This is a genomic window from Candidatus Clostridium radicumherbarum (assembly GCF_045310525.1).
Lineage (GTDB): Bacteria > Bacillota > Clostridia > Clostridiales > Clostridiaceae > Clostridium_AT > Clostridium_AT radicumherbarum.
Genome location: NZ_JBJHZY010000001.1, coordinates 1,532,875 through 1,557,090, shown reverse-complemented (window position 1 = coordinate 1,557,090; position 24,216 = coordinate 1,532,875). Strand labels below are relative to the sequence as shown.

Below are 24,216 nucleotides of genomic sequence, written 5' to 3'. Positions count from 1 at the left end.
CCAATTTTGTTTGTTTGGTAGAAATATCCTGCAATTTGTAATTTATCATTATTTACTCATCACACATGCTTTTAAATATCTGCCCCTCAATGCTAATGATTTCTTCGAAAGGGATCGTTGTGCCATCGGTCATAACAACAACCTGTTCATATATGGCTATCTTTTTAGCAATACCAGTAGTAGTAACATAAGCCCCACCGTTCTTCTTTGCGTCTGGTTGAAAGTAAGTGATTGCGATTTCAGGCTGCTCTTTATTCCAATCTGCTAGGATTTGCAACCTATAGTTCAAAGTGTCCTTCGTATATTGGTCCAATTCAACTCTCTCGTCAGTTAATCTTGCAGTTTCTTTGATTGCGGCATCATAGCCAGTCAGTGCAGCGAATGGGGAAAACTGTGCTGCCCGATTAATGGCTGTCATATGAGGGTGTGTCGCAGAGACATGGTGCGGTAGATTAATGATGTCATCGTATTCTCTTGTCATGCCTTATGTCCTCCAATCTGCTTGTTTCGGTCTAATGTGGTAGCCCCTTCTTCCAGATTCATACCCTTTAGAACGGCGTTCTTGCCGTATTTATTTTTTATCTGAATCATTGCTTTCTGCATCCTTTTTTCTCGTGCAAGCTCGGCTTCTTCTTCCTCTTTTTTCACTTTCACAGTCTTGTAATCCGTAAATAGATCAAGCTGTTCAAAGTTATTTTTTTCTTGAACAATTGCCTCATCCACAACATGATTCGCTGTGATGTTGACTCTCCTTACCAGGAGATTTTTGTCAACGATGCGCTCAAACAGCTCTGTGACGGCATCCATGATTAGCTTTGTAGAGGATGTAGACTTATCAAGATTTGTGGTGCCATGTGCAGACTTCGGAACATTACGTCCATAGTGGTCGGTGGTAGTCGGCCCGTGATATGATTTCTTTATTTTCGGGTTTGTCAGATTTTCAATATCATATCCAACTGTCAAAACAAGCTGATCCGTCTTAAGTCTTTTGTCCACTAAATCAAGAACAAGCAGATCAGTCATTTCTCGCACAATCAGCTTTGCTTTGTCAAAGGTATAGGCAGATTGCAGCACTTGCCCCGACCCAATACTGTTTGTGCTGGGCTTATATGCTTTAATATCAGCAATGGTACATGGTTCCCATCCCCATGCATGGTCGATTAATAACTCAGCATTGATGCCGAACAATTTGTACAGTAAATCCTCATTGTAATAATCTGTGGCTATACCAAGAGAGCATCTTGCAATATCCCCCATGGTAAAAAGGCCCTTTTCCTCCAGCTTCTTGGCATAGCCTTTACCAACACGCCAAAAGTCTTTAAGTGGCCGGTGTGACCACAGCAAATGGCGATAACTTACTTCGTTAAGTTCAGCGATCCGAACGCCGTTTTGATCTGCTTTGGTGTGCTTTGCCTGAATATCCATAGCGACCTTGCAAAGGTACAGATTTGTGCCAATTCCAGCTGTAGCTGTAATACCGGTAGTTTTAATAACATCCATAATCATTTTCGTGGCAAGTTCATGGGCTGAAAGATTGTAGGTGTTCAAATAATTGGTAGCATCAATAAATACTTCATCAATGGAATATACATGTATATCTTCAGGCGCAATGTACTTCAAGTAGATATTGTAAATCTGCGTGCTATACTCTATATAAAGTGCCATTCTCGGTGGAGCAACAATATAGTCCAGGGCCATACTCGGTGAGGATTTCAATTCTGTATCACTGAAGGAAGCACCAGAAAAGACTCTCCCCGGTGCTTTTCGTAGCCGTAATGCATTTACTTCCTTAGCCTTCTGTACAACCTCAAACAATCTTGCCCTACCAGGAATACCGTGAGCTTTGAGGGAGGGAGCTACGGCGAGACAGATGGTTTTTTCAGTGCGGCTTGAATCAGCAACAACAAGGTTTGTTGTCAAGGGATCAAGGCCTCGTTCATTACACTCCACCGAAGCGTAGAAGGATTTTAAATCAATTGCTATATAGGTCCTATTCTTCATTTTTACTATTTAGTCCCCTCCTTCAAAAATTATCAGCTGGATAAATTATTTTTACTTTTCCTCAGCTTTTCTAAATACTATACATGAGGCTCTAGCATAACCTTTATAATAATAAACGTCAAAACAAGCAACCATAAGATTTTCTATTATGCCTCACCTGCCATAAATTACTTTTATCTTGTAAATACCCAAGTTGTATCAGATGATAGGTATTCCTTATAACTATATCCTTCCTCATTAAATTCCTTCAATTCATTTGGCGAAACAATATTATTCTCTATAATAAACCTTAACATAAGTCCTCTTGCCCGTTTTGTATAAATAGTTATGACTTTATGAGTTCCATTTTTATATTCCTTAAATACTGGTGTTATAACCCTTGCATTAATTTTACTCATATCTAATACCGAAGAATATTCCTTTGAGGCTAAATCTAATAATAGGTTATCCTTTTGGTAATGTAATTCTTTTTTAATATAGGTGGTAAGCTTAGATTTCCAAAAGCTAGTTAAATTATTACTTTTCCTATATTTAAGCTTGGTTCCCATTTCTAATCTATAAGGCTGAATTAAGTCTAATGGTCTTAATGCACCATATAGCCCTGAAAATATTCTTAAATGATCATTTGTAAAAGTTAACTGCTTTTCACTTAAATCAATTGCATTTATCCCTTGATATACTGCACCATCATATGCTAATAAAGCTTGTTTCGCATTTGATAAATTATGTTCTTCTTGCCACCTTATGTGTCTTATAAAATTCTGCTCTGCAAGATTACTATTTATTTTAAGAAGTCCTTCCATCTCTGGAGGAGAATATTTTAAAAGCTCCTTAATTAAGACACTTGCTTCCTTTATAAATAGCGGCTTTGTATATAAATTACTATTAAGTGCCCTATCCATGTTAAGAGTTTTTGCTGGCGATAATATGATAAGCATTGGTAACTCACCTCATGATAATTATATCATTGCCCTGGACAAAAATATAATTATTCTACTTCATAAACAAACTACTATAAGCATTTGTTGCAAAGTCAGCATCTTAAAAATTAAACAACCATCAACCCCTTCAACTTCCCTAAAATCTTATTCTTTCTATTTATTGCTGTAGTATAGGCTAAACCCTTCTTTTTAGCATAGGTTTTTATTGAAACTTTATTATAGTACACCATAATAACAAGTTCTAATTCCTCTTCAGATAGCCTTGCCAAAGCTTCTCTTAATTCTTTGGATTTTTCAAGTTTAAGAAGTTCCTCCTCAATTGTTTCCGGTGCTTCCAGCCAATCAATAAATTCATTATAATTATCGTCAGCTTCATTTAAAGGTGTATTAAGGCTTAGCTCTTGATTATACCTAGAGTTCTTTCTTGCAGTATATTTAAGTTCATTTTTTATAGCATTAAGAGCATAGCTTGTAAAGGTATGAGAGCCTATCTTATATTTTAATACTACATTTATTATGGTAACATAGGCTATCTGAACTAAATCATAGGTGTCGAAGTTTTTAATATTAAAAGCTTTTGCAGTTTTGAAAATAAAGGGCTTGTATTGCTCTAGGATTTTTAAGAGGTCTTCCTGACTTCCACTTTTCGCTCTTATTACACAAGCTTCAATTTCATTTTGATTCACCTTTACCACCCCTCCATTATATTAAATTACTTAGCCACTAACCCATGCTACTACATAACAGCTTAATAAGATGTAACAATATATATTAATCCTCACTTTTACTACATAACCTTTTGAAGCTCCCCATTCCACTTAAGCCTAGCAGTACCCACCTGTCCATTTCTGTTTTTTGCCACAATGCAGTCTATCGTTTTAGGCCTGTCACTGTCTGCATTGTAATATTCATCCCTATACAAAAACATAACAATATCAGCGTCCTGCTCTATGGCACCTGATTCCCTAAGGTCAGACAAGAGAGGTTTATGATCTGCCCTAGTCTCCGGAGCTCGAGACAATTGAGACAAGGAAATAACAGTTATATCCAGTTCCTTTGCCATAAGTTTAAGGCTTCTTGATATTTTTGAAATATCCTGTGTTCTATTTTCTGTTCTTTCCTCACTATTTATTAGCTGTAAATAATCTATAAAAACCACATTCAGCTCCCATTGGAGCTTTAGTCTTTTACATTCTTCCTTAAGCTTTCTAAGTGTAAATGTCTTATCAAAAATCATAAGAGAGCTGCTGGCGATTTTACTGCTTGCACTCCCTACAAGGGCCCATTGAGTGTCATTGAGACTGCCTTTTTTTATATTTTCCATAGGTATTTCTGAATAGGAGGCAATTGCTCTTTCAATTATTTGGGTCTTCCCCATTTCAAGATTGAAAAAAGCGGTTTTAACCTTAGCTCTTAAGGCACAGTTTAGAGCCAGATTAAGAGCTACTGCAGTTTTCCCCATGGAAGGTCTTGCCGCAATTATAATAAAATCCTGAGGCATCAGACCGCCGAGAACCTTATCCAAGTTTTTATAACCACATTTTATGCCTTGAATGTTCCCACCATTTTTCCATCTTTCCTCAAGTTTATTTAAGAAGTCTATCATTGGCCCTTCCAGTTTCCCATCCTCCAGATTCCTTTCAAACTTAATATTTATAAGCTTGTCCTGAATAGCATCAATAACCCTACTGCTTTCAATGTCCTTTTCTTTAAGCTCCAGTTCCATTTCCTTCATAGCCTTCATAAGCTTTCTTTTATTAGATTTTTCTTTTACTATGGACCCATAGGAAAGCAAGCCTTCCGTAGAAATACAGCTTGAAAAAATTTGGCTTATGTAGGTTATGCCTCCTGCTTCAGTTAAACAAACTCCTAGCCTGTCACAAAGAGTAGTTATATCAATAAATGACCCTTCTACGTACATGCTTACCATTGTCTTATATATTATTTGGTGCTTAGAGCTGTAAAAATCTTCATAGCTTAAAAAATCAATAATATTACAAAGGCTATTATTATCATTCATTATAGAACCTAAAACTTCAGCTTCAGCTTCTAAATTATAAAAGGTGTTTATTGCCATCACTGCCACCTCACTCTATAAGCTCATAGGCCTTGGCATTTGGAATTGACCTGTTTTCTTTAGTGAGCTCTCTTTTGTTTTTAAAGTCCCTCTGGTGCGCATTAACTCCCTGTATTGTGCTATAACCTTTTTCAAGCCAGCTGTTAAGAACTCTTTCTATGTAGGCCATTGTTCTTGCATTATGCTTTACTGCCTCTTCAATTGCAGCTATTGCCACCTCAAAATCCATATCTTTGCACCAGTCAAAAAGCTTCTCATATTCCATAGGTGTTATTGGATGAATATTATTATTAAAAGCATTAATTACTTTCTTAAAGTTATTATTTAAATCCCTATTTAAAGCTACCGAAGTAGCGTTAACTTTTTCTTCTACTTCTTCTTTTTCTTCTTTTTCTATTTCTTCTTCTTCCCTTAAGAGTATTTTTTCTTCCTCACTATGGCTTGTATACCCTATGGATACTGTATCTATACCCTTAAAAATAGTCTCCACAGGATAGTTATTGTTTTTACATATATTGTACAGATCTGTAAGGAAAGAAGCCTTTTTAACTTGCTTTAACTCTCTATTAATGCAGCTAATAACTGGCTTGCTTCCTATAAAATTATGCTTAAGCCAATTTACAACCATAATTTCTTTTGTTTCACTGCAATATTTTATCTTCCCATACTCAATAAACCTATTTAAGAGCTTTTCAATAGTTTCCCTGTTATAGCCTGTCTCCACTTCAGCAAACTTAACAATAAAAGTATAAATTCCACACTGAGTAGTGTTATCATTAGTCATAAGGTACATGTAAAAGAATTTTTCCTCTGGTGTGAGCTCTGTAACAAAGCTATCCTTCCAGAAGCAGGTTTGTAATTGTCTATACTTCGCCATAATTAATGCTCTCCTTTTTATTTGTTATAATTGTGTACTCATTATCATTAAGTTGCTAATTAGATAAAAAAAATAGTTTTTCTACGGGTTCATTTGGAAAGGCCTTCCTTATTCCAACTAAGGCCCTAGTTCCAGCACCTCTTTTTCCCGATATAATGCGCGAAACAGTAGCAGAGGATAGTCCGCATTTCATCGCAAACTGCCGATCTGACCATCCTTTTTTCTCAATAAGAGTTTTAAGATATTTTACATTTAAAATCATTTCATTTCTCCTTTCGTGTTACCGTTCTATATCTATTTAATGTTAACATTTTTAATTGCCAATTGTCAATTATTCCCATAATAATCTATTGCCATTAGGTATCACTTTTTATATAATTAATTTAAAAGGATGTGATATCATGAGTATTGGTGAATATATAAAAAATTTAAGAAAAAAAATAGGATTATCACAAAGAGAGCTTGCTGAAAAGTGCAGTGTTAGTAGCGCAGAAATTTGTAGAATTGAAACTGGTGATAGGAAAACACCCTCTCCTATAGTTCTTAAAGCTATTGCTCCTTTTTTAGGTGTAGCTTGCGAAGAACTATTGCAAAAGGCAGGATACATAGAAGAACTCATTGACCACAAAGGTTTCACTGAAAATATTTATAAAGATGAAAATGGAAACCTAATAGACATAACTAGACAAATAAAAGATATGTATGAAAAGGACAAAAGCTGGGCTAATCTTGCCTATAGAGTATCAGCTTCAGACCTTTCAGAAAATGAACTAGAAATAATCAAAGCTCAGACTGAAGTTTTACTTCAGCAATTTCTAAAATATAAAAAAAGATAAAAGTCAAGTCTTGTAATATATTCCCCATAAATGTATAATTTTCCTTACTAACTTATTTTCTAATCAGTTTTTGTTATGGAGGTTATACATGAAACAAGATTATAATATGGAACGCTGTACCTTTAATCTTATTCCAGCGTATCGTCAAAATTACATTACTCTTAGAGTATCCTGGCTAATTGAGTTATTACAAATCAATAATAATCACTGGCCTATTGATTTTATGGAACTTTTAAAAAAAATAAAAACACTTCAGCCCTTCCCCTTTGAATACGCATTTATTGATCTCTCTGAAAAGCATGATGCACTAACAGAATATGTTGAAGAACATAGTTTACATATAATTTTTGTAAATAGAAATAAAGTAAACTATCCTCGCCAGCATCCTACTTATAAAAAATTATCCTTTGCCATCGTCCGTGAATTAGCACATATCGTACTAGGTCATCTATTGATTCCAAAAATTTCAAAAACTCCTGAAGAACTTAATATAGAAGTGCTTGAGTCCAAAGAATTTGCTTTAAGATTTCTAAATGCTGGAGCTGTAGGCTTTTCATATAATTATTGTCACCCCAAAATTTCTATTTTAGAAATATAATGTTTACCTATATATATATTTACCTATATAAATATTAATCTAAATAAATATTGAAATATATAAATATTTGCCTACATAAAAATTAAAATATATAAATATTTGCTTCAAATAAGCCCTTTCAAAGTAAATACAGCCTTTATGTGCATATTTATATATATATTAATTTGTGATATAGGTGGACAAGAAAATGGAAAGAAAAAATCAGTCTAAAAGCTCAGTAGAGTCGCTTGACTTTTATGTTGATGAGGAGGATGGCTTCACGGAAGGTGAGGTTTCACCTGAAAATGTTTTATCCTCTTTCAGTTTTACATCAGAGCTAGAACCTTCTTTAACAGAAGTCCCAAGTATTATTAATACTTTTGATTTTAATGCCTCAAAACCAGAAGCAGAAGCTTTATTAGACAATAGAAAAACCAAAACAGAAGCTAATACAGCTACTCCATCCATTGAAGGTGAATCCTACACAATAAGCCGCTTCTATAAGCTTCGCTACTCTACAGCAAAGATGCTTAACGAAATTAAAGCAGCTCATCCTGATGTCAATGTGTATATGAATACTATTGTGGATGAGGCAATTAGGTATTACTATGGCTTTTTATTTGAAAAATAAATATATAATTTCAATAAATATAATTAAAAATAGCAGCTATAACGTCATTTACCTCACCTTCTGCATATTTATTATTATAAATGCAAAAATGGAGGTGATATCATGGAAGACCTTTTAAAAAGCATAGCTGATGTTGGTTTCCCCATAGCGGTAGCTGCCTATCTGCTTATAAGAATTGAAGGTAAGTTAGACGGTCTATCTTCTTCGATAAACCAGCTTTCAACTATACTTTCAGTAAGGCTTAGTGGCAATGATAGCAAAGCTACATATTAAAGATTTCTCCTGCGGCAAAACGTTTGCTGCAGGAGAAATCTTTTTTGCTTTTATTAAAGTAAAATATTTTTTAATTTTTTATCTTTAACCCGATAAATAATTTTCAAAGTGCATATTTATGTATGTGGCCACAATTAAATAATAAAAAGGGAGGTGAATATATATGGCAGTAAACAGTGTATTAGCTCAATCTTCTATGACAATTAAATACAAAGACGGCATAGACTTAACTGGTAAAGATGTCATCAAGGCAAAGAAGTTCTCAAACATAAAAGTGACCGCAGACAATCAAAGCATATTAGATACTGCAAATGCTTTAGCTCTTTTATTGCAATATGAAATCACAGATATCTTAAGAAGTGATGACAATATACTTGTAAATGCATAATTGGTAATTGACCCATGGTAAATCTTAGAATACCAAATATTCCGTGTGAAAGGAGGAAATATAATGGCAGAAAAAAGTTTAGTAATGACTTTCTTAAACGAATTAGGCTCAAGAGCAAGTATTACACTTGCCGGTGTAAGAGATGATATTACTCAAAATGAAGTGTCTGCTGCCATGGATGTAATAATAGCAAAAAATATATTTAAGTCATCCGGCGGCAACCTTGTAACAAAACATTCTGCTCAGATTACTGAGAAAAATGTTACTGCACTTGAGGTTAGATAATTAAAAGGGGTATCTGCTCAAGGTACCCCCAAAGGTTAGGCAAATGTACGTACATAGATTTGATTTACACAAATCTATGTGCGTTCTCTTATACAACACTGAAAAGAAATAAGTAATCTTTATAGTTCAATGTCATTTATTCCACTGTTAATTATTTGTGAAACATATGTAATATTCGATGTTGATTTATAATTTTGCTTGCCAATCTACAAGGGCTATATACTTTGCTATTTTTTTCTTAAATCCAAAATTTAGAATAGTTAAGAAATGTGCTAATGTGACGTGTTCAACTTACTTTCCAGTTCTTCATACAAATAAGAAAAAGATTTATTGTAGCACTAGATGTGCTAATGCTGTTAACCATAGTACCCTTGAGAGCTTACTTTTTAAAGTAAAATAGGCTTAATGGTTGGATTATGGTTTTAAGCCTTTTAAAATTAAATATCAGAAATTTATAAAAGTCTGTAACTCGTTTGAATTACAGACTTTCCTTTGGTATGGGTAACAAGATTTGAACTTGCGACCTCTAGAACCCCATTCTAGCGCGCTACCATCTGCGCCATACCCAGATATTAATGCGGATTTCCTTAAGAACTATCATTTGTTAAGCCACAAGAGAAAGTTCTAATATAGTATTATATATAAATAAAAATCTTTGAAACGTCAAGTAGCTTTAAAGTATATCTAATAAGGTAGATATACTTTAAAGCTAAGAACAATAATGTTAAATAGAATCTAATACTTGAGCGTATCGCATTATATCCATTGCTGTTATAGTCCCAACTTTCTGTAATTCCATGAGTAAATTTAAGAAAAATGATATAAAAGCCTCTTCATTGGTGCTTTTCTTTATATCTAGCATCCCCTCAGTATAATTTATTAAAAATGAACCACACTCTAGAATACACCCTATATTTAGCCTCTGTTTCTTGCTAAGACTCTTTAAGCAATTGTCAAAGGATTCGCCAAGTGGATCTACCCATGTACTTGTTAGAGTTAGCAGCCCTGCTAATATTTCTTTGGGCTCTTTCGGAGGAAAGCTACCTCCAGCATGCATTATAGGCGCAGAAGTTCGTGTAAGATTTCGGACACTTTCTGCTTTTTCTGCCGCATATTGCACATTGAATTTGCTAAGTTCCTGTTTTACTTCAAATATGGCATAAACACTTTCTGCTGGAATATATTTAGCAGCACCTTGATTAAAAACAAATGGTGAGTATTGTTGGTCATAAATTACAATGTCTATTTGTTCACTAATACTATTATTACAATCTATTATAAATGCTTTGTCTACACTATATCTTTTGGGTAAATATTTTTTTAACCACTCAATCCAGTTTATCTCGGAGCAATCTCCTTTGGTGCCTGGATGAGGTATGCATTCCCTATTAGTTTTAAGTTCAGCTATCATTTGCTTTTGCAGTCCATAAAAAAGTTCTTTTAAATCTATAGTCCCCACTGTGCTCCTCCCCTTACCATATGATTTCTTCCCAAGCCTTTGCACTTCTGCTTTCCATAGCCTTAGCTGCTATGGCTTGCTTTTCATATTTGTACAAATCATCTGAAATAACATTGTTTGTATTTGATGGGTCCACAATTCGTTTTTCTACGAATTCATTTTGCAGATACTCTAATATAGTAAGGAAATTGAAGCCTAGCTGATTTTTGTTTTTATAATATAAAGCCTCTAATACCGTTAATTCAAGATAGATTGATGGAAAATCAAGTCCATGTAGTTTGCGCCATATCTTTAAAGCAATTATTTCATCTCTACGCCCTGAATCTTTTACTAAATTTATATGTTTATCTATATTAGTCTGAGTCCACGAATCTGCCTTACTTTTATAAAGTGAATGATAATTTGTATTACCAGAGTGTCTACTAGCTGGAACTAAGTCAATATTATGTCCTTGATAATTTATTCCAATTGAAACATTCTGTTTTCTTGCGCTTATACCTTCTTTAATTATTGCATCATATAAGGAATTATAAATCTGTTTTAAAGTAAATGGATTACTTGATTTCAATGAGATAAACAGGTCTAAATCAGAAGATAGATTAATTGCAGTTCCTTTAGCACGAGAACCAGAAATTTTAATTTCATCTAACCAGGTACTTGCCCAATTTCTTATTATCTTCTCAAGTGGATATATAACGAAAAGTTGGGTCAAAGCGTCAATTTCGTCTTTTACCTTATACTTACTTATTATTGAAGATACATATTGATCAGAAGTCATAATAATCCCCCCATATATTTATTAAAATTACTTTAAATATTATAAAACTAACAATTCTTACATAATTATACTCCTTTTTAGCAGGATTTACAGCATTCTCATAGAATAAATAATTATATAAATTTTCTCATAAGGAGATGATTTTAGTGAAATTAGATAAAGACTCAAAAATAACATTCTATGGAACTACATATACTATGGATAAATTTGCTGAAGTTTTTGCTAGCGGCAATTTAGAAAAAGGTATTGACGTAGCTCAATTCCTTATTAATAAAGGTGAAGCCAAACTTATAAATGATTTTAAACAAAAAAATGAACGTAAAAATGAACATAAAAACGTAAAAATTTATGATTGTTATGGTTTTGACTCAGAAGGTTATAATCGTGATGGATTTGATATAAATGGTTTTAACAAATACGGCTTTGATAGAAATGGCTATGATGTAAATGGATACAATGAAGAAGGCTTTAATAGTAGTGGGTTCGATTTTAAAGGATTTGATAGACAAGGATTTGACAGGCAAGGATTTGATTTTAAAGGATATAATAGGAGCGGTTAAGACAGAAATGGCTTTAATAAGTTAGGATATAATAAAGACGGATATGATAGGCAGGGGCTTGATATTTACGGATATGATAAAGATGGATATGATAAAAATGGACTTGATAGAAGCGGTTATAATAAAAATGGTTTTGACAATGAATGATTTGACAAACAAGGATTCGATGCAAATGGACTTAACAAAGATGGCATTGATAGAGTAACTTTATATAAATATCCTCATAACTATAGATCTATAAAGCATAAATCTAACTCCGACAATGCCCATGAGGAAGTTGGTATCGATTTGAGCTCAGACTTTAATGAGAAAGATGCTGAGGTTAAATACGATGAAGATAACTATTATTATAATAGATTTTAATTTTAATTTGTGACTGCCTAAATTTTTTCTTCATATTATATGTAGTCAAAACCGTAAGACTTATCAATTATTTTTGACTTGTAATTTATTCTAGCTAAATATAGGCTCATAAGAATATCTCCGCTAGAACCTAAAACATTCAGTAGAAATATCATGTGTACTAGCCAGTTGTTAAAAATCAGGCTAAGAAGTGATATTATCACAACAGGACTTAGTAAAATTATTAAAAATTCAGTTCTACTAACAGGTTTGCCCGATACTTCCTGAGTAAAAGCATATATACCTTTAAATCCGTATTTTACTTTACCTCCAAATATTTTATATGTAGAACCATGTATGAACTCATGAAAACAGGTTATCGGAATATATAATATAATAATGTAGAAAGAGAAATTAATTAGAATATTATGGGTTGGATACAGGATAAAATTATGAGCAAAAAATTCATCTAAAATCATGCTTGGAATATTACCTAATATAACAGTGATAATTATAGATAAGATTAGACAGAGTATATGCGTTTTCCATGTAATTTTAAAAGACATGCTATTCACCTCATTAAGATTATTGGCATGTCTTTTTATTTATATACTACACTATTAAGATTTACAACTTATATAAAATATCTCTTAGATTCATAGTATAATTCTAATTCTTTTTCTGCATTTCTTGCATATTCCATTACCCAGTCTCTATCTTCTCTAGCAAGCTCAAGCCCATTCATAGTTATGCCCTCACGGATGCCTAATCTATGCTGCATCATTCTTATAAGCGCAGCTAGAAATTCTATAGACTCTCCTCTAGTTCTGTAATACTCATTTCCATGTAGGTAAATAATGTCTCCTCCTCGTAGCAATTTCTTACCTTCAACATCATTTAACCTTATATATTCTTCCAGCCAATCTCTTTCTTTAGAACTAGATCTATTACCTCCAAAAAAATTTATTTCTAACTCTATATGCATTTTGAACAAACCTTACATAACCTGGGGCATGTAATACAGCTTCTTCATAAGTTCTTCCTACTTCATCCTTTTTAATATAAGGCTTTTGCTTACGGTATAGTTCTGTGACATTCATAATAATAGATTCCTCCTATTTTGGTGAAAGCTATTACTAATTTTTTCCGCTATTTATAGCAATTATTCATGTTCTTTAAGTTACTGTTTTTGAGATTATTCATCAGTGTGAATCTTCATATAAAAGCATCCATCATTGTAATCAATAAATCCAACATTATATAATTTTTGTCATATAATCTAAAATAAATTTTCCCATGAAGCCCTACTATACGAAACAAACTAAATCCTTTAGAGCTTGTTCAACTTCTTCACCAGAAAGATTTACATCAAAACATACTTTATTTATTGCATTTTCATCCTTAGTTGCAAAACTATTACTTCGCTAAATCCATGTTTAGCGAATTAGAATTTTATCTGCTGTATTCGGCTTTCTATGTCTACAATATTATACTAACACCAGTGAATAGCTGGTTAAGTTTCTGGGAAAGCTTCATAACATTATGCTGTAATAATCCATCCATTGAGCAATTATTCCCATTTAGCCCATAAACTCTACCAGTGTATAACCCTTGAAGAATATAGTTGATTTCACTTCATTTTCTGTAATACCATCAGATATTCCTCCATCTACAGTATAGACCGTTATTATATCTCAAATTTGATGCTGTCTAGATGAATTTTCTTCTGCAAATGAACTTTCCAAATAAATTAGATTATTCCCAAATTCAAACCTTCCATCCTTAATCTAGAATTTCTTATTAGTAAAGTACATAATCCGTATAGTGTTTTGTCAAGGTAGTAACCAACCCAATAAATAATTTTCCCAATTGTATAACCTTACTCTGTTACCAAAACGTTACCATTTTTACACTTCATTTCCTCCATTAAGAATAAATTCTCTAAGCATTTTATCAATTTTAGGATGTATCTTACGCCTTGGAATTGATAAACCTTCTTTTCTCTCAAAATAAAGCTGTGCAATATCAATATCTATAGTTTGTTTTAACTTTTCAAAACGCCCAAACTCATCAATATTATGCTCATTAACATTTAATGACATAAATTCTCTTAAAGCATTTTCATCTATACCAAGTTTGATAGCGAAGTTATGTAATTCTTCATTCCTTGCCTTTGTCCTATATGAAGAAATATAATCATTAATTGATTTTGACTCATCATACAGCAAAACTGAATTCTGAATATCTCTAATGACCATATGAGCATATTTCTGTTCTTCTTGAGAAAGAGTAGCAAAAGATTTGTGCAGTTCATTAAGCATAGCACTCTTATTTTCCTCATCGGCACCTTCTTCAACCATCTTATAATATTTTCTAAATCTTGAATTCATATAGTCAGAATCAATTTTATCAGTAGGCAAAGACATTAAATATGGGTCAATATCATATCCAACATCAACACTTGGTCCGCCGCCGCCTCTTCTTAACTCTTTATAACGTGCCAATAATGTTTCATATGTGATCTTATCAAAAAGAACTGTGACATTTCCATCAAAAATCCCTTCATCTTCTCCATATTCTAATTTTTCCCATACAAATCCCTGTACTCTAGCAGATTCAAGATAATTGTGAAGCTGTCTGAACAAACTAGCAAACTTCCTTTTCTCATCTGCTTCAGCAGGTAGTCTAGAAAAATCCGGAATATCTGCAAGCACAAAAATATCCTTTATATCAGAAAATGCGTAATTCATATTTTCAAGATTCTGCTTAAGTTTAGGCACAAATATTCCATATGGCTTATCCCCTGAATATGATTTGAAAGCATATTCAATTATATTTTTCATTGTATAGGGTCTACGATAATATCTAATTATTCCGTGCTTTTTATCATTTTGGAACACTCTGTTTGTACGTGAGAACGCTTGTATGACCATTTCTATATTGTTCCATCTATAGATTTTATCCATATACAATGTATTAAGCCACTTTGAATCATATCCAGTAAGCATCTGATCAACAACAATCAAAATATCTAAACACTTTTTCTTATCGTTTTCCACTGCAAGATAAGGTTCTTTATGTGCTAATCTTGCACACACATCTTTTTTAAATCCAGAATAAGTAGAAATTCCGAAAGTCTTATCATACATCTGATTGTAGTCGCTTAAAATATCATGAATTCCATGTATCTTCTCGATAGAGTGTTCATTATTTCCATCACTAGGATCAAAAACAGCTGTCACTTTCAAATAACATTCTCTTGATTTCATTAGTTTATAATATTCAATCGCCTCTGCAATACTACTGCATGCTAGGATTGCGTGGTATTTACCATCAAGACTTTGTGATACCCAATTATCCAAAATATCATCGATAACTTTATTTCTGTGTTTATCGCAATTATACAGTGCATCTGATAATGCTCCCTCGATGCTTTCCAATCTGTTTCCTTCATCATCTAATTCTTCTCCCATTGGAACATCATTCATCCAGTGAAGGTATACTTCTTTCTTATTTTCGTCAGCAAGTGCTTCTGCTTCATCAGTAGCTCTTGCCTTATCTAGCGCTACTAATCTTCTTAATTCCTTATCCTTATAAGTAGGCTGAGGAATGCTGTCAAAGCCAAGTACATTTTTATCACGCATACCATCAGCAACTGTGTACCTAGCCCCCTCAAGTTCATTTCCAAATACATCCGCAGTAGTAGAATCCTTTTTCTTGTTAATATCCAATATAGGAGTACCAGAGAAGCCAAAAAATATTGCTCTAGGGAATGTAAACTTTATTGTTGATAACATCTCTCCAAATACACTTCTATGGCATTCATCAACAATAAATACTATACGCTTGCTATTTATCAGCTCTATATCATGATTGTTTACACCATCTTCCTGCTTGATACGACTCATCTTCTGAATAGATGTAACAATTAATGTATTCTCTGTATCTGGGCTTTTAAGTTTTGATATCAAAATATCTGTATTTTCTGTTGCTTGTACTTCTTCAGCTTCATCCGCAAAGCCACGATACTCTCTAAGAGATTGTATCCCAAGTTCAATTCGATCCATTAAAAACACAACCTTATCAGCATCTTTAGAGTTTGCAATCAACTGGGCTGACTTAAACGAGGTCATAGTCTTACCAGAGCCTGTAGTCTGCCAAACATAGCCACCATAAATGGTCTTATCGTTCCAACGCATTTTAGTCACTCTATCAGCGATCGCACTGGCAGCATTGTACTGGTAACTTCTCATTACCTTTAGTGTTTTGTCAGTATTATCTGCTACAGTATAAAATCCAATCATATAATGCGCCATAGGAATAGAAATCAAATCACCTGCTATATCCTGCCATTCATTAATAGGATCATTGTTACTATCGGCCCAATGAAAACAGAAATTCTGATTAAACTTATCCGAACTTCCTGGATTAGCAAAGTACGTGCATTCCTCTGGATTCATAGCTATAAAAATCTGTACAAGAGAAAAAATACCTGTAAAAACTCCTTCACTCAAATATTTCTGAATCTGATATTGTGCTTCACTTACCGGAATGCAGCTTTTCTTTAACTCCACATGTATCAAAGGCATACCATTTATCAGAAGGCAAAAATCTCCCCTACGATTAGGGTAAATACTATCCTTAGCTCTATACTTAGGCTGTCTTGCAATCTGATAAAATGTTCTTCCTGCTGCAATTTCCTTTCGATTAAAAATATCCAAGGATACTGTTTTCTTGAAATTATGAGTATCTTGCTCCTCATCTCTTACTATCTGAACTATACCATCATTGATAAGTCCATTTAGTTTCAATGGTGTTTTACGCATTGAAATTTGCGTCATAATTTGGTTCATTTCACCTTCAGTTAATGGATAATTGCCCAGTCTGTCCACACTTCTATTTCTATTATAAATTATATCTGCCCAATTTCTAATCAGCTCTTCTTCTGTAGGATATTCAAGGACACCATCCTTCCATCCTTTATCTTCAATAAGCATCTTAATTAGGTCATTTTCAAAATTCACTTCCTTATCATAACTATTTTTATAACTCACGGGCGAACACCTCCTATATAAACATTTTTTCTAACATAGATTTCTTGATTTTTTTCAGTTTCTCCAGCTTACGCTGATGAAGGGTGATAAGGTTATCGAACTTATCAAAATATTTGCCTATTTTCCTTTGTTCTTCTATGCTTGGCAAATCCAAGGAACACATACATAATTTATTATAATAAAAGTACATACGAACCCCACCTTCTTGGTAACGCTCAATAAATTTAGGGAACAAATCTGATTTGAACCAATGCCATAGAAATCTATCATCTATATCATCTGATGTTTTGAACACCTCGTAAAGTGAGCTAACAATTACATTTTCAGGCAAATCATAGTATCCAATAGACCCTACATTTATTCTTGCCGGATTATATGCAAATGAATTTGGTTGAACAATAAGATACATACTTTTATCAGCTTCTTTCATTGTTCCACCATTTTCAAATTGCTCATCTTGTGGAATAAAGCCTTTTTCATTTGATATAGAATAACTTTGATATGGAATATTGTTTCGATTCTTTTCTCCAGCCAGATATGTTATATCTGAAAACTTACGCTGCTCCCAAGCATCAGTAAATCCTGCAAATCTTATTTCTGGAATATTTGAACCACTTTTAGGAAACATTTTTTCTAACATGGATTTCTTCATTACTTCTAGCTTGTTATACTTACGCTGATGAAGGGTGATAAGTTTGTCGAGATCTATTAACAAGCTAATAAGTTTTCTCTGTTCCGTTTTCGTTGGTACATTCACTAACATCGGCTTTAGGTCTGAAAATGGTGGTATATTTTTCATTGCTGACCCATTACTATGAATTTTTGAAAAGCTTTCAATCATATTAGAAAATAAATATATAAACAATTTTTTCTCAACAATATCTTCTTTAACCCTAACTCTCATTAATGCTTGATTAATAATTCCGGTCTCTGCATCCATTGGTAATACATATATTTCGCCTATTGTGCCAGCACATGATACAATAATATCTCCTGCAAGTACTTTGAAAGAATTCATCTTAATTGCATAATCCTTAGGAATAAAATATCTTTCTAATTTCCAATCCTTATTTATAGCATTTTGCTGTTCATATACTTTAACATTATCGTTTCCTTTCGGAACAAACATATCTTTGGTCAATGCACTTCCAAAAGGTCCTTTTTTATAATCAGCTAATTCGTCAAACTTGCGCTGTTCCCAAGCATCAGTAAATCCTGCAAATCTAATCCTCGGTGTTTTCTTTTTTTCGATCATATTATTCACCCTTTAACAGTAATTTAAATTCACTGAGCCCCTTAATATCAAATTCATTGCCGCAAAGTTCTTCCAACAATACGCTTAATTCCTTCTCTGTAGCTATAATACTCTTCTCTACATCCTCAAAAGTTTCACTATACTTCATTGAAATACTACTTACTCTTGCTATCAAGTCTTCGACAATTGTATTTGGCATAGAATATAAGCTTTTTACAAGTTTAGTTATCCACTTCCTGTGAAGAAGCATTTTAACATCATCGTCAGTCAATGCTTCAATAGTATTTTTTGTCTTAATATGAAGTGCATCTGCTTCCTCTTTGATTTCTTTTTTCAATGCTTTCTCATCAAAAATCAAACCATTGCACTGAATAATCTTTGTTTCAAAACTATCCTCACCAAATATATCACCTTTTTTCATTTCAGCAGCATATTGTTTTGCAAGTTTAGCAACTTGTGCATTTACAAATGCTGTACCATCTTCGTTGATTGCATCGCTTGATTTTTCTTCTTCACTCATAGAATCAAGTAATTCTTCATACATAGCAGTAATCTCATTAAGTCGGTTCTCCTTGTCTTTAAGTTGTTGATAATCGTCCCTTAAAATTGTATTCTGTACTAAATCAAATGGAATAATATGTCCTATAAAGCCTTCCTGTACCTCAACATCAGCACCATTTTTCTTCTTAATAACCATATTGGGGTCAACTTTCTTTGTTGCTTCAAAACCTTCTGTTTGAATCATTTCTAAATCGCTAGCAATCTGAGTCCAGCTATCATCCAGTAATTGATATGCCTCATATCTGTCAACAAGTGGAATATTTTCCAAGCGAGCAAATATATCTTTACTAATTTTAGTTTCCTCTTTTGATACTGAAACACTTTCTGCATTTTCAATCAATTCGCCGAACAAATACTCTTCAAATCCTTCAAATGCTTTCTTAAACGTATTTTCAAAAGTTTTTATCGCATCGTGATTCTTTATAGTATCTTTCATATTTTGCGTAGCAAGTTCTGAATAGAATTCATTGACTGCAACAAATAGAGCACTTCTTAATCCTTCCAAAGCGTCCCAGTACTCTTTCAGTTCTTCAATCTCACTTGTAGGAATTCCACCAAACATAGATGCATAAATATCATAACTCTCTGCCTTTTCAGAGGAATCAACATAGCGTGGAATATTTAAGTTATATTCGTTTTTTCTGATTTCATCTCTACTAACAGTTCTTGAAAACTTAGGAACTGTAGCCCTAGCTGCCACAGTATCTGCAATTTTTCTGATATCACAAGCACGTAACTTATTATTTTTTCCTTCTTTTTCAAAGCACTTTGATGCATCTATAATCAACACATCATCATTATCCCTTGTTTGCTTCAATACCATAATTATAGTTGGAATACCAGTACCAAAAAATATGTTTGCAGGCAAACCAATAATGACATCAATCTGATTTTTTTCAATTAAGTTCTTACGTATTTCCCCCTCTTCTCCTCCTCGAAATAACACACCATGAGGTAATACAATCGTCATAATTCCATTCGGAGAAACATGGTACAAATCATGTAACAAGAATGCATAATCCGCTTTTGATTTTGGTGCTATACCATAACCCGAATATCGTTCATCAAATTCTTTATCTTCTGGATTCCAAACCTGTGAATATGGAGGATTGGAAACTACGGCATCTACTCTAAGCACTGGAGGATAGCTATTCAAATCAATTGGCCAATCTTCTTCCAGAGTATCTGCATTTCTTGTGCGTATATTAGCAGGTTTTATACCTCTCATAACAAGATTCATTCGAGTAAGGTTATATGTATTTTCCTTTAACTCCTGAGCAAAATACTTAATATTCTCACTGTCCATATACTTAGAAGCACTCTTTCCAATATTTATAAGCAATGAACCGGAACCAGAGGTCGGATCATAAATAGAAATATTATTCTGCTCCTTTAAGTGATATGCAATAATTTCTGACATAAGTAATGAAACTTCATGTGGCGTATAGAACTCTCCAGCCTTCTTTCCAGCATTTGATGCAAAATTTGATATAAGATATTCATAGATATACCCCAAGACATCATATCCTTGCTTTTCATCCATAGGAATATCTTTTATCAAACTTAAAAGTCCCCTGATTGCATTTGTTCTTGCACCACTGGTTTCGCCAAGTTTATTTAACCCCATCTGCAATGTATCAAATATCTTATCAAATACCGACTTATAGTTATTACCAATATTTCTTTCAAATGCAGAAAGAGCATCAGTAACATTTGACACATCAAAGTCCTTACCCATCTTCACCCACGTAGAAAAAAGATTGTTATATGCGATAAAATAGCCATTTTTTTTCTTACACAAATCAACTGTATCTCTTTCTTCTTCTGTAAGTTCCGGTAAATCTTCATCTGTCCAATCCAAAGTCTTTAAATATTCAACTTCCTTATCTGACAAGAATTTATAAAAAATAAAACCAAGAATATAATCCTTGTATTCATTAGCTTCAATCTTGGAACGCATCTTATTAGCTGACTCCCAAATCTTATTTGCCAGTTGCTGTTTGTTCATATCTGTTTATTCCTCCTAGTAGTCTTTATAATAAATTTATCGTTTTTTACTTACGTTGATGAAGAGTGATAAAGTTATCGATATGTGTAAACATCTCTCCAATTCGGTTTTCTCTTATGATTTTAGAAACATAAATTCCATTTATTTGAACATACTGTTTTTGATTTGGTTGATTGTTGCACCTAGTTTTTTTTCAACCTCTCTGTCAAATCCTTTTGTGTTAAGTAACGCATTTATTACTGCGAAATGATTTGAATATTACATATCATAAAAGCTTCAATGACGGTATTACCCACTTCAGCCTTGATTTGAGCTTGTCTCCCAATCAAAAAACGAGAACTGTTATACACTACAACTATTATATCTCCCTCTTTTACATTGCTAGAATTAACAACGCTTTAATCGGCAGACGCATTATCTGCATCGACTTCTTCACCGTTTTTTACATTAGAAGAACGTAATACAAGTGTTCCTTTTTCCTTAACAACATTATAAGGCGAATAAGTCAATCCACTTTAAAGTTCTATCTTGTTTCTAAAGTTTACCACTCAAAAACTTATAAACCATTAGTCCTAACATATAATCTTTATATCGACTTGCATCCATTAACCTCTTAATTCATTTACCCCGTGCCATAATCTACATTTATTCTCTTCCGATGTAATCCCTTCATACTCTCCATTTGCATTTTATAGTTCATTTTATTACTATTGTAAATACCGATGATAAATAAAATTTGGTATATTTTATACGTTTTTCATCAAGCAACCCACGCTTTGTATCTTCCTGCTTTCATATAACCTATCATACTGCATCACCTGTACTTTTAATGGTACTATCAATAACTTTATTAATATAATTATTCATCTTTTTATTATACCCCATCCTAACATTATTTTCAAAACACTTAAACAATTTTCTACAGCAAAACACACCCATCTCTGAGTGCGTCCATCCAGTCCAATTCAATTCTTATTTCACCTTATATAGCAGTACACAGGTCTCCACGTGGTGGAGGCGAGGGGTGTTATCCCTTGTTATAATAAACATCTACGCAAAACTAAACAAATACGCAAAACCTCTTAATTTTGAGTAATTGTTAACCCCCCTCAAGCAAAAGTTCCCCCAAACTGTAGTCTGAGGGAACATAAAACACACTTCAATATTTACTCAAAAGCCTTCAAAGCCTTTGATATCAGGCTATTTCTTCTCTATTAACACAACTGTCTCCACGTGCCACGTGTGCGGGAACATAACGACAAAATTTCATGTGTATTTATTCATATTTGACGTATAATTTATGCATATAAAGCCTTTCGATAATGTATTTATGCTTAATTATTTTATCATCATTATCATAGCTTCAAGTGTTGGTTGAGTGCTTGACACCCACTTTCTATAATAAGCATTAATCAGTAATCCAATTAAGAATAATGATTGATATTTAGTTGTATTATAAAACTTCAATTTCTGCTGTTGAAAACCAGCCATTTAAAATTGCAGTTTTTTTAACGGCTTCTGTATCCTCTGTATAAGCTACAACTGCTAAGCTTTTTTCAGCCCTCGAACACGCAACATAGAAAAGCCTTGCTGTTCGCATAATTCCAGTATCCTTCCCTTCACGTTCATTTTTTAAATCTGTGTCAGTTTTAGACTTCGCACCAAAAAGTTTTTCATAGCTAAACAAAAATCCTTTTGCTTCAACATCATCCATAATAACCATGACCCTGGGGAACTCTAGTCCCTTAACCCCTTGATGTGTAGCAAATTGGGTATTGCCAGTTACATATGCCGAATATCGTTCGAGTTCATCAAAAGGTACAGATAGTGCTTTTCGTAATGCTGTGACTTTTTTATCTTCGTCTTGTTCTTCTTCGGATAGGATATTATCTACACGATCATTGAGATTAAAAAGGTTATTCTTTTTAATGCTCTTTAATATATTGATGCAGGTAGGGATAACTCCATCTTTCCAAAGAGTAAGCAAGTCCTCAACTGCATTTTCTGCCACTTCTAGCAACTTAGCTTGGTCTTCAGAACATTTCCGAAATGCTTTTTTGTCAATAAGAGGAGAGTACTGACGAATAATTTTCGAAACCTCAAAATCATTATCATTTTGGTATGCATTTACTAGTGGAGAAACAACATTAGATAAAAACGATATTTCAGATATTGATCCGTCACGCAAAAATGTGTCAAAAGCTTTGGATTCATTAAGCGGTGAATATAAGTCAAAAAATCCAAATCTACTGGCTGCCATGTGATGCTCCAGTATTAAGCTTTTATATTTGGCGGCATCAAGCCAGTCATTGTCATTAGCCTTCTCAGCCATAATTTTAGCTGCTCGACGTTCCACCTCTTCTTTATTGGCCGATGAATCTGCTATGAATAAACTCACCGTTCCCGCCTCGGCATCAGAGCGAGGACGCTGCTGCTGTTTATCAATAGTATTTCGAATTGTATTGGCTAACTCTACTATCCGCTTAGCGCTACGATGATTCATAACCTTTTCTGGTTTTTCCCATTCGTCAGGGATACACCATGCTAAATTATCTTTGCCATCCATATATATTCTCTGCATCGTGTCGCCGAACATGCCCATAACGAATCTGTCCTTATATTTCTCATAGACAATAAGTAAAGCGTCAACAAGCTCTTTCTTTGTATCTTGGCTCTCGTCAATTAGCAAGACTGGATATTTACCGACTAAGATTTCCTGCATGGTTTCTTCGGTGGTTATAAATTCAGAACCCATTTTAACAACTTCACTATGGCTTAGAGAGTCATAGCCCACATTGTCTCCATTAGGGTTGTAGGAAAATCTCTTTACGCTTTCAATCTTAGCAAGGCGAGTAGACTTCCTTTTAATTTCTTCTGCCCTTTTAACAGTGGCATCACCGCCACGTCCTTTAGCCTGTTTTTCATTCAATTCGGCAATATCCTTTTTTAGAGATTCAATAATCCAAGCCTTTATATCGGTCTGATAATTTTTAATCAGTTCCCATAGAAAGCTATGAATAGTTGATACTGCAAAAATAGGCTTATATTGAAGCCTTTTAGATATTTCGTCACAGGCGGCATTTGTGTAAGTTATAACTGCAACCTGTTTGGAGTGTGCAGAAAATTTAGCTCCCATTTCTTTGTCCAAAAAAGAAAGCGCATTAATTAAGCTTCGTGTTTTGCCAGAACCTGCACCTGCAAACATAAAGAAGCTTTTGGGACTATCTTCAGAGAAACATAGTTTTATTTCATCGTCCACATGATCATCTATGTAGTTATCCGATAATTGCTGGACAGCTTTTATACCTTCCAT

General features: G+C 33.6%; 25 protein-coding genes and 1 tRNA gene. 9 read left to right on the top strand and 17 right to left on the bottom strand.

Annotated elements, in window-relative coordinates:
* Positions 1-52: 52 nt before the first annotated feature.
* The 7 genes from ACJDUH_RS07400 to ACJDUH_RS07370 all read right to left on the bottom strand — a co-directional run bounded on the left by ACJDUH_RS07400 (position 53) and on the right by ACJDUH_RS07370 (position 6,158).
* A complete protein-coding gene (locus ACJDUH_RS07400; protein WP_406764510.1) occupies positions 53-481 on the bottom strand; it encodes a hypothetical protein in 429 nt (142 codons plus the stop codon).
* Positions 478-2,001 carry a Y-family DNA polymerase gene (locus tag ACJDUH_RS07395; protein ID WP_406764509.1) on the bottom strand — a complete coding sequence of 508 codons (1,524 nt, stop codon included), beginning with the start codon at positions 1,999-2,001 and terminating at the stop codon, positions 478-480. The genes ACJDUH_RS07400 and ACJDUH_RS07395 overlap by 4 nt, the downstream gene beginning before the upstream one ends.
* Positions 2,002-2,174: 173 nt before the next feature.
* Positions 2,175-2,939: a peroxide stress protein YaaA gene (yaaA, locus tag ACJDUH_RS07390; protein WP_406764508.1), complete on the bottom strand. Its 765-nt coding sequence runs from the start codon at positions 2,937-2,939 to the stop codon at positions 2,175-2,177.
* 110 nt (positions 2,940-3,049) lie between these two features.
* Positions 3,050-3,628: a sigma-70 family RNA polymerase sigma factor gene (locus ACJDUH_RS07385; protein WP_406764507.1), complete on the bottom strand. Its 579-nt coding sequence runs from the start codon at positions 3,626-3,628 to the stop codon at positions 3,050-3,052.
* Between the two features lie 101 nt (positions 3,629-3,729).
* Entirely contained in the window at positions 3,730-5,019 is a 1,290-nt protein-coding gene (gene dnaB / locus ACJDUH_RS07380; protein WP_406764506.1) for a replicative DNA helicase, read from the bottom strand.
* A 10-nt stretch (positions 5,020-5,029) separates the two neighbouring features.
* A complete protein-coding gene (locus tag ACJDUH_RS07375) occupies positions 5,030-5,896 on the bottom strand; it encodes a DnaD domain-containing protein (protein WP_406764505.1) in 867 nt (288 codons plus the stop codon).
* A gap of 55 nt (positions 5,897-5,951) precedes the next feature.
* Complete coding sequence (locus ACJDUH_RS07370; RefSeq protein WP_406764504.1) at positions 5,952-6,158, bottom strand: helix-turn-helix domain-containing protein; 207 nt, start codon at positions 6,156-6,158, stop codon at positions 5,952-5,954.
* A gap of 139 nt (positions 6,159-6,297) precedes the next feature.
* On the opposite strand from ACJDUH_RS07370, the gene ACJDUH_RS07365 reads away from it, so the two are divergent.
* The 7 genes from ACJDUH_RS07365 (at position 6,298) to ACJDUH_RS07335 (ending at position 9,286) form a co-directional block, all read left to right on the top strand.
* Positions 6,298-6,732 carry a helix-turn-helix domain-containing protein gene (locus ACJDUH_RS07365; RefSeq protein WP_406764503.1) on the top strand — a complete coding sequence of 145 codons (435 nt, stop codon included), beginning with the start codon at positions 6,298-6,300 and terminating at the stop codon, positions 6,730-6,732.
* Positions 6,733-6,820: 88 nt separating this feature from the next.
* Positions 6,821-7,330, top strand: a complete 510-nt coding sequence (locus tag ACJDUH_RS07360) for a hypothetical protein (RefSeq protein WP_406764502.1) — start codon at positions 6,821-6,823, stop codon at positions 7,328-7,330.
* Positions 7,331-7,517: 187 nt separating this feature from the next.
* The gene (locus ACJDUH_RS07355; protein ID WP_406764501.1) at positions 7,518-7,940 is read left to right on the top strand and encodes a hypothetical protein; all 423 of its coding nucleotides are present in this window, start codon (positions 7,518-7,520) and stop codon (positions 7,938-7,940) included.
* Positions 7,941-8,042: 102 nt separating this feature from the next.
* Positions 8,043-8,213: a YvrJ family protein gene (locus ACJDUH_RS07350; protein ID WP_406764500.1), complete on the top strand. Its 171-nt coding sequence runs from the start codon at positions 8,043-8,045 to the stop codon at positions 8,211-8,213.
* Between the two features lie 163 nt (positions 8,214-8,376).
* A complete protein-coding gene (locus ACJDUH_RS07345) occupies positions 8,377-8,601 on the top strand; it encodes a DUF1659 domain-containing protein (RefSeq protein WP_406764499.1) in 225 nt (74 codons plus the stop codon).
* A 63-nt stretch (positions 8,602-8,664) separates the two neighbouring features.
* A complete protein-coding gene (locus tag ACJDUH_RS07340; protein WP_406764498.1) occupies positions 8,665-8,886 on the top strand; it encodes a DUF2922 domain-containing protein in 222 nt (73 codons plus the stop codon).
* Positions 8,887-9,064: 178 nt separating this feature from the next.
* Positions 9,065-9,286, top strand: a complete 222-nt coding sequence (locus ACJDUH_RS07335; protein ID WP_406764497.1) for a CGNR zinc finger domain-containing protein — start codon at positions 9,065-9,067, stop codon at positions 9,284-9,286.
* Positions 9,287-9,379: 93 nt separating this feature from the next.
* Here ACJDUH_RS07335 and ACJDUH_RS07330 read toward each other — a convergent pair.
* The 3 genes from ACJDUH_RS07330 to ACJDUH_RS07320 form a co-directional block, all read right to left on the bottom strand.
* Positions 9,380-9,455 (bottom strand) — tRNA-Pro (locus ACJDUH_RS07330).
* A gap of 155 nt (positions 9,456-9,610) precedes the next feature.
* The gene (locus tag ACJDUH_RS07325; RefSeq protein ID WP_406764496.1) at positions 9,611-10,345 is read right to left on the bottom strand and encodes a DUF6602 domain-containing protein; all 735 of its coding nucleotides are present in this window, start codon (positions 10,343-10,345) and stop codon (positions 9,611-9,613) included.
* A gap of 13 nt (positions 10,346-10,358) precedes the next feature.
* On the bottom strand, positions 10,359-11,123 hold the full coding sequence (locus ACJDUH_RS07320) for a nucleotidyltransferase domain-containing protein (protein ID WP_406764495.1): 765 nt from the start codon (positions 11,121-11,123) through the stop codon (positions 10,359-10,361).
* A gap of 146 nt (positions 11,124-11,269) precedes the next feature.
* Between ACJDUH_RS07320 and ACJDUH_RS07315 the strand changes: the two genes are divergently transcribed.
* Positions 11,270-11,683: a hypothetical protein gene (locus ACJDUH_RS07315; protein WP_406764494.1), complete on the top strand. Its 414-nt coding sequence runs from the start codon at positions 11,270-11,272 to the stop codon at positions 11,681-11,683.
* Positions 11,684-11,726: 43 nt separating this feature from the next.
* Positions 11,727-11,888 carry a hypothetical protein gene (locus ACJDUH_RS07310; protein WP_406764493.1) on the top strand — a complete coding sequence of 54 codons (162 nt, stop codon included), beginning with the start codon at positions 11,727-11,729 and terminating at the stop codon, positions 11,886-11,888.
* Positions 11,889-12,081: 193 nt separating this feature from the next.
* Here ACJDUH_RS07310 and ACJDUH_RS07305 read toward each other — a convergent pair whose 3' ends face one another.
* The 7 genes from ACJDUH_RS07305 to ACJDUH_RS07275 all read right to left on the bottom strand — a co-directional run bounded on the left by ACJDUH_RS07305 (position 12,082) and on the right by ACJDUH_RS07275 (position 24,216).
* Entirely contained in the window at positions 12,082-12,504 is a 423-nt protein-coding gene (locus ACJDUH_RS07305) for a DUF3267 domain-containing protein (RefSeq protein ID WP_406764492.1), read from the bottom strand.
* A gap of 155 nt (positions 12,505-12,659) precedes the next feature.
* On the bottom strand, positions 12,660-13,010 hold the full coding sequence (locus tag ACJDUH_RS07300; RefSeq protein WP_406764491.1) for a hypothetical protein: 351 nt from the start codon (positions 13,008-13,010) through the stop codon (positions 12,660-12,662).
* A complete protein-coding gene (locus tag ACJDUH_RS07295; protein WP_406764490.1) occupies positions 12,973-13,125 on the bottom strand; it encodes a hypothetical protein in 153 nt (50 codons plus the stop codon). The genes ACJDUH_RS07300 and ACJDUH_RS07295 overlap by 38 nt, the downstream gene beginning before the upstream one ends.
* Before the next feature lie 807 nt (positions 13,126-13,932).
* A complete protein-coding gene (locus tag ACJDUH_RS07290; protein ID WP_406764489.1) occupies positions 13,933-17,079 on the bottom strand; it encodes a type I restriction endonuclease subunit R, EcoR124 family in 3,147 nt (1,048 codons plus the stop codon).
* 13 nt (positions 17,080-17,092) lie between these two features.
* On the bottom strand, positions 17,093-18,334 hold the full coding sequence (locus ACJDUH_RS07285) for a restriction endonuclease subunit S (RefSeq protein ID WP_406764488.1): 1,242 nt from the start codon (positions 18,332-18,334) through the stop codon (positions 17,093-17,095).
* A 1-nt stretch (position 18,335) separates the two neighbouring features.
* Positions 18,336-20,903: a type I restriction-modification system subunit M gene (locus tag ACJDUH_RS07280; RefSeq protein WP_406764487.1), complete on the bottom strand. Its 2,568-nt coding sequence runs from the start codon at positions 20,901-20,903 to the stop codon at positions 18,336-18,338.
* Between the two features lie 1,453 nt (positions 20,904-22,356).
* Entirely contained in the window at positions 22,357-24,216 is a 1,860-nt protein-coding gene (locus tag ACJDUH_RS07275; RefSeq protein ID WP_406764486.1) for a UvrD-helicase domain-containing protein, read from the bottom strand.

What these genes read in the sequence shown, in the direction of transcription:
- ACJDUH_RS07340 (WP_406764498.1), top strand. Translation starts at nt 8,665, where the DNA reads ATGGCAGAAAAAAGTTTAGTAATGACTTTCTTAAACGAATTAGGCTCA.
- ACJDUH_RS07360 (WP_406764502.1), top strand. Translation starts at nt 6,821, where the DNA reads ATGAAACAAGATTATAATATGGAACGCTGTACCTTTAATCTTATTCCA.
- ACJDUH_RS07400 (WP_406764510.1), bottom strand. Translation starts at nt 481, where the DNA reads ATGACAAGAGAATACGATGACATCATTAATCTACCGCACCATGTCTCT.
- ACJDUH_RS07285 (WP_406764488.1), bottom strand. Translation starts at nt 18,334, where the DNA reads ATGATCGAAAAAAAGAAAACACCGAGGATTAGATTTGCAGGATTTACT.
- ACJDUH_RS07355 (WP_406764501.1), top strand. Translation starts at nt 7,518, where the DNA reads ATGGAAAGAAAAAATCAGTCTAAAAGCTCAGTAGAGTCGCTTGACTTT.
- ACJDUH_RS07305 (WP_406764492.1), bottom strand. Translation starts at nt 12,504, where the DNA reads ATGATTTTAGATGAATTTTTTGCTCATAATTTTATCCTGTATCCAACC.
- ACJDUH_RS07370 (WP_406764504.1), bottom strand. Translation starts at nt 6,158, where the DNA reads ATGATTTTAAATGTAAAATATCTTAAAACTCTTATTGAGAAAAAAGGA.
- ACJDUH_RS07295 (WP_406764490.1), bottom strand. Translation starts at nt 13,125, where the DNA reads ATGAATGTCACAGAACTATACCGTAAGCAAAAGCCTTATATTAAAAAG.
- ACJDUH_RS07350 (WP_406764500.1), top strand. Translation starts at nt 8,043, where the DNA reads ATGGAAGACCTTTTAAAAAGCATAGCTGATGTTGGTTTCCCCATAGCG.
- ACJDUH_RS07365 (WP_406764503.1), top strand. Translation starts at nt 6,298, where the DNA reads ATGAGTATTGGTGAATATATAAAAAATTTAAGAAAAAAAATAGGATTA.
- ACJDUH_RS07345 (WP_406764499.1), top strand. Translation starts at nt 8,377, where the DNA reads ATGGCAGTAAACAGTGTATTAGCTCAATCTTCTATGACAATTAAATAC.
- ACJDUH_RS07280 (WP_406764487.1), bottom strand. Translation starts at nt 20,903, where the DNA reads ATGAACAAACAGCAACTGGCAAATAAGATTTGGGAGTCAGCTAATAAG.
- ACJDUH_RS07310 (WP_406764493.1), top strand. Translation starts at nt 11,727, where the DNA reads ATGATAGGCAGGGGCTTGATATTTACGGATATGATAAAGATGGATATG.
- ACJDUH_RS07375 (WP_406764505.1), bottom strand. Translation starts at nt 5,896, where the DNA reads ATGGCGAAGTATAGACAATTACAAACCTGCTTCTGGAAGGATAGCTTT.
- dnaB (WP_406764506.1), bottom strand. Translation starts at nt 5,019, where the DNA reads ATGGCAATAAACACCTTTTATAATTTAGAAGCTGAAGCTGAAGTTTTA.
- ACJDUH_RS07395 (WP_406764509.1), bottom strand. Translation starts at nt 2,001, where the DNA reads ATGAAGAATAGGACCTATATAGCAATTGATTTAAAATCCTTCTACGCT.
- ACJDUH_RS07335 (WP_406764497.1), top strand. Translation starts at nt 9,065, where the DNA reads ATGTTGATTTATAATTTTGCTTGCCAATCTACAAGGGCTATATACTTT.
- ACJDUH_RS07320 (WP_406764495.1), bottom strand. Translation starts at nt 11,123, where the DNA reads ATGACTTCTGATCAATATGTATCTTCAATAATAAGTAAGTATAAGGTA.
- ACJDUH_RS07275 (WP_406764486.1), bottom strand. Translation starts at nt 24,216, where the DNA reads ATGGAAGGTATAAAAGCTGTCCAGCAATTATCGGATAACTACATAGAT.
- yaaA (WP_406764508.1), bottom strand. Translation starts at nt 2,939, where the DNA reads ATGCTTATCATATTATCGCCAGCAAAAACTCTTAACATGGATAGGGCA.
- ACJDUH_RS07300 (WP_406764491.1), bottom strand. Translation starts at nt 13,010, where the DNA reads ATGCATATAGAGTTAGAAATAAATTTTTTTGGAGGTAATAGATCTAGT.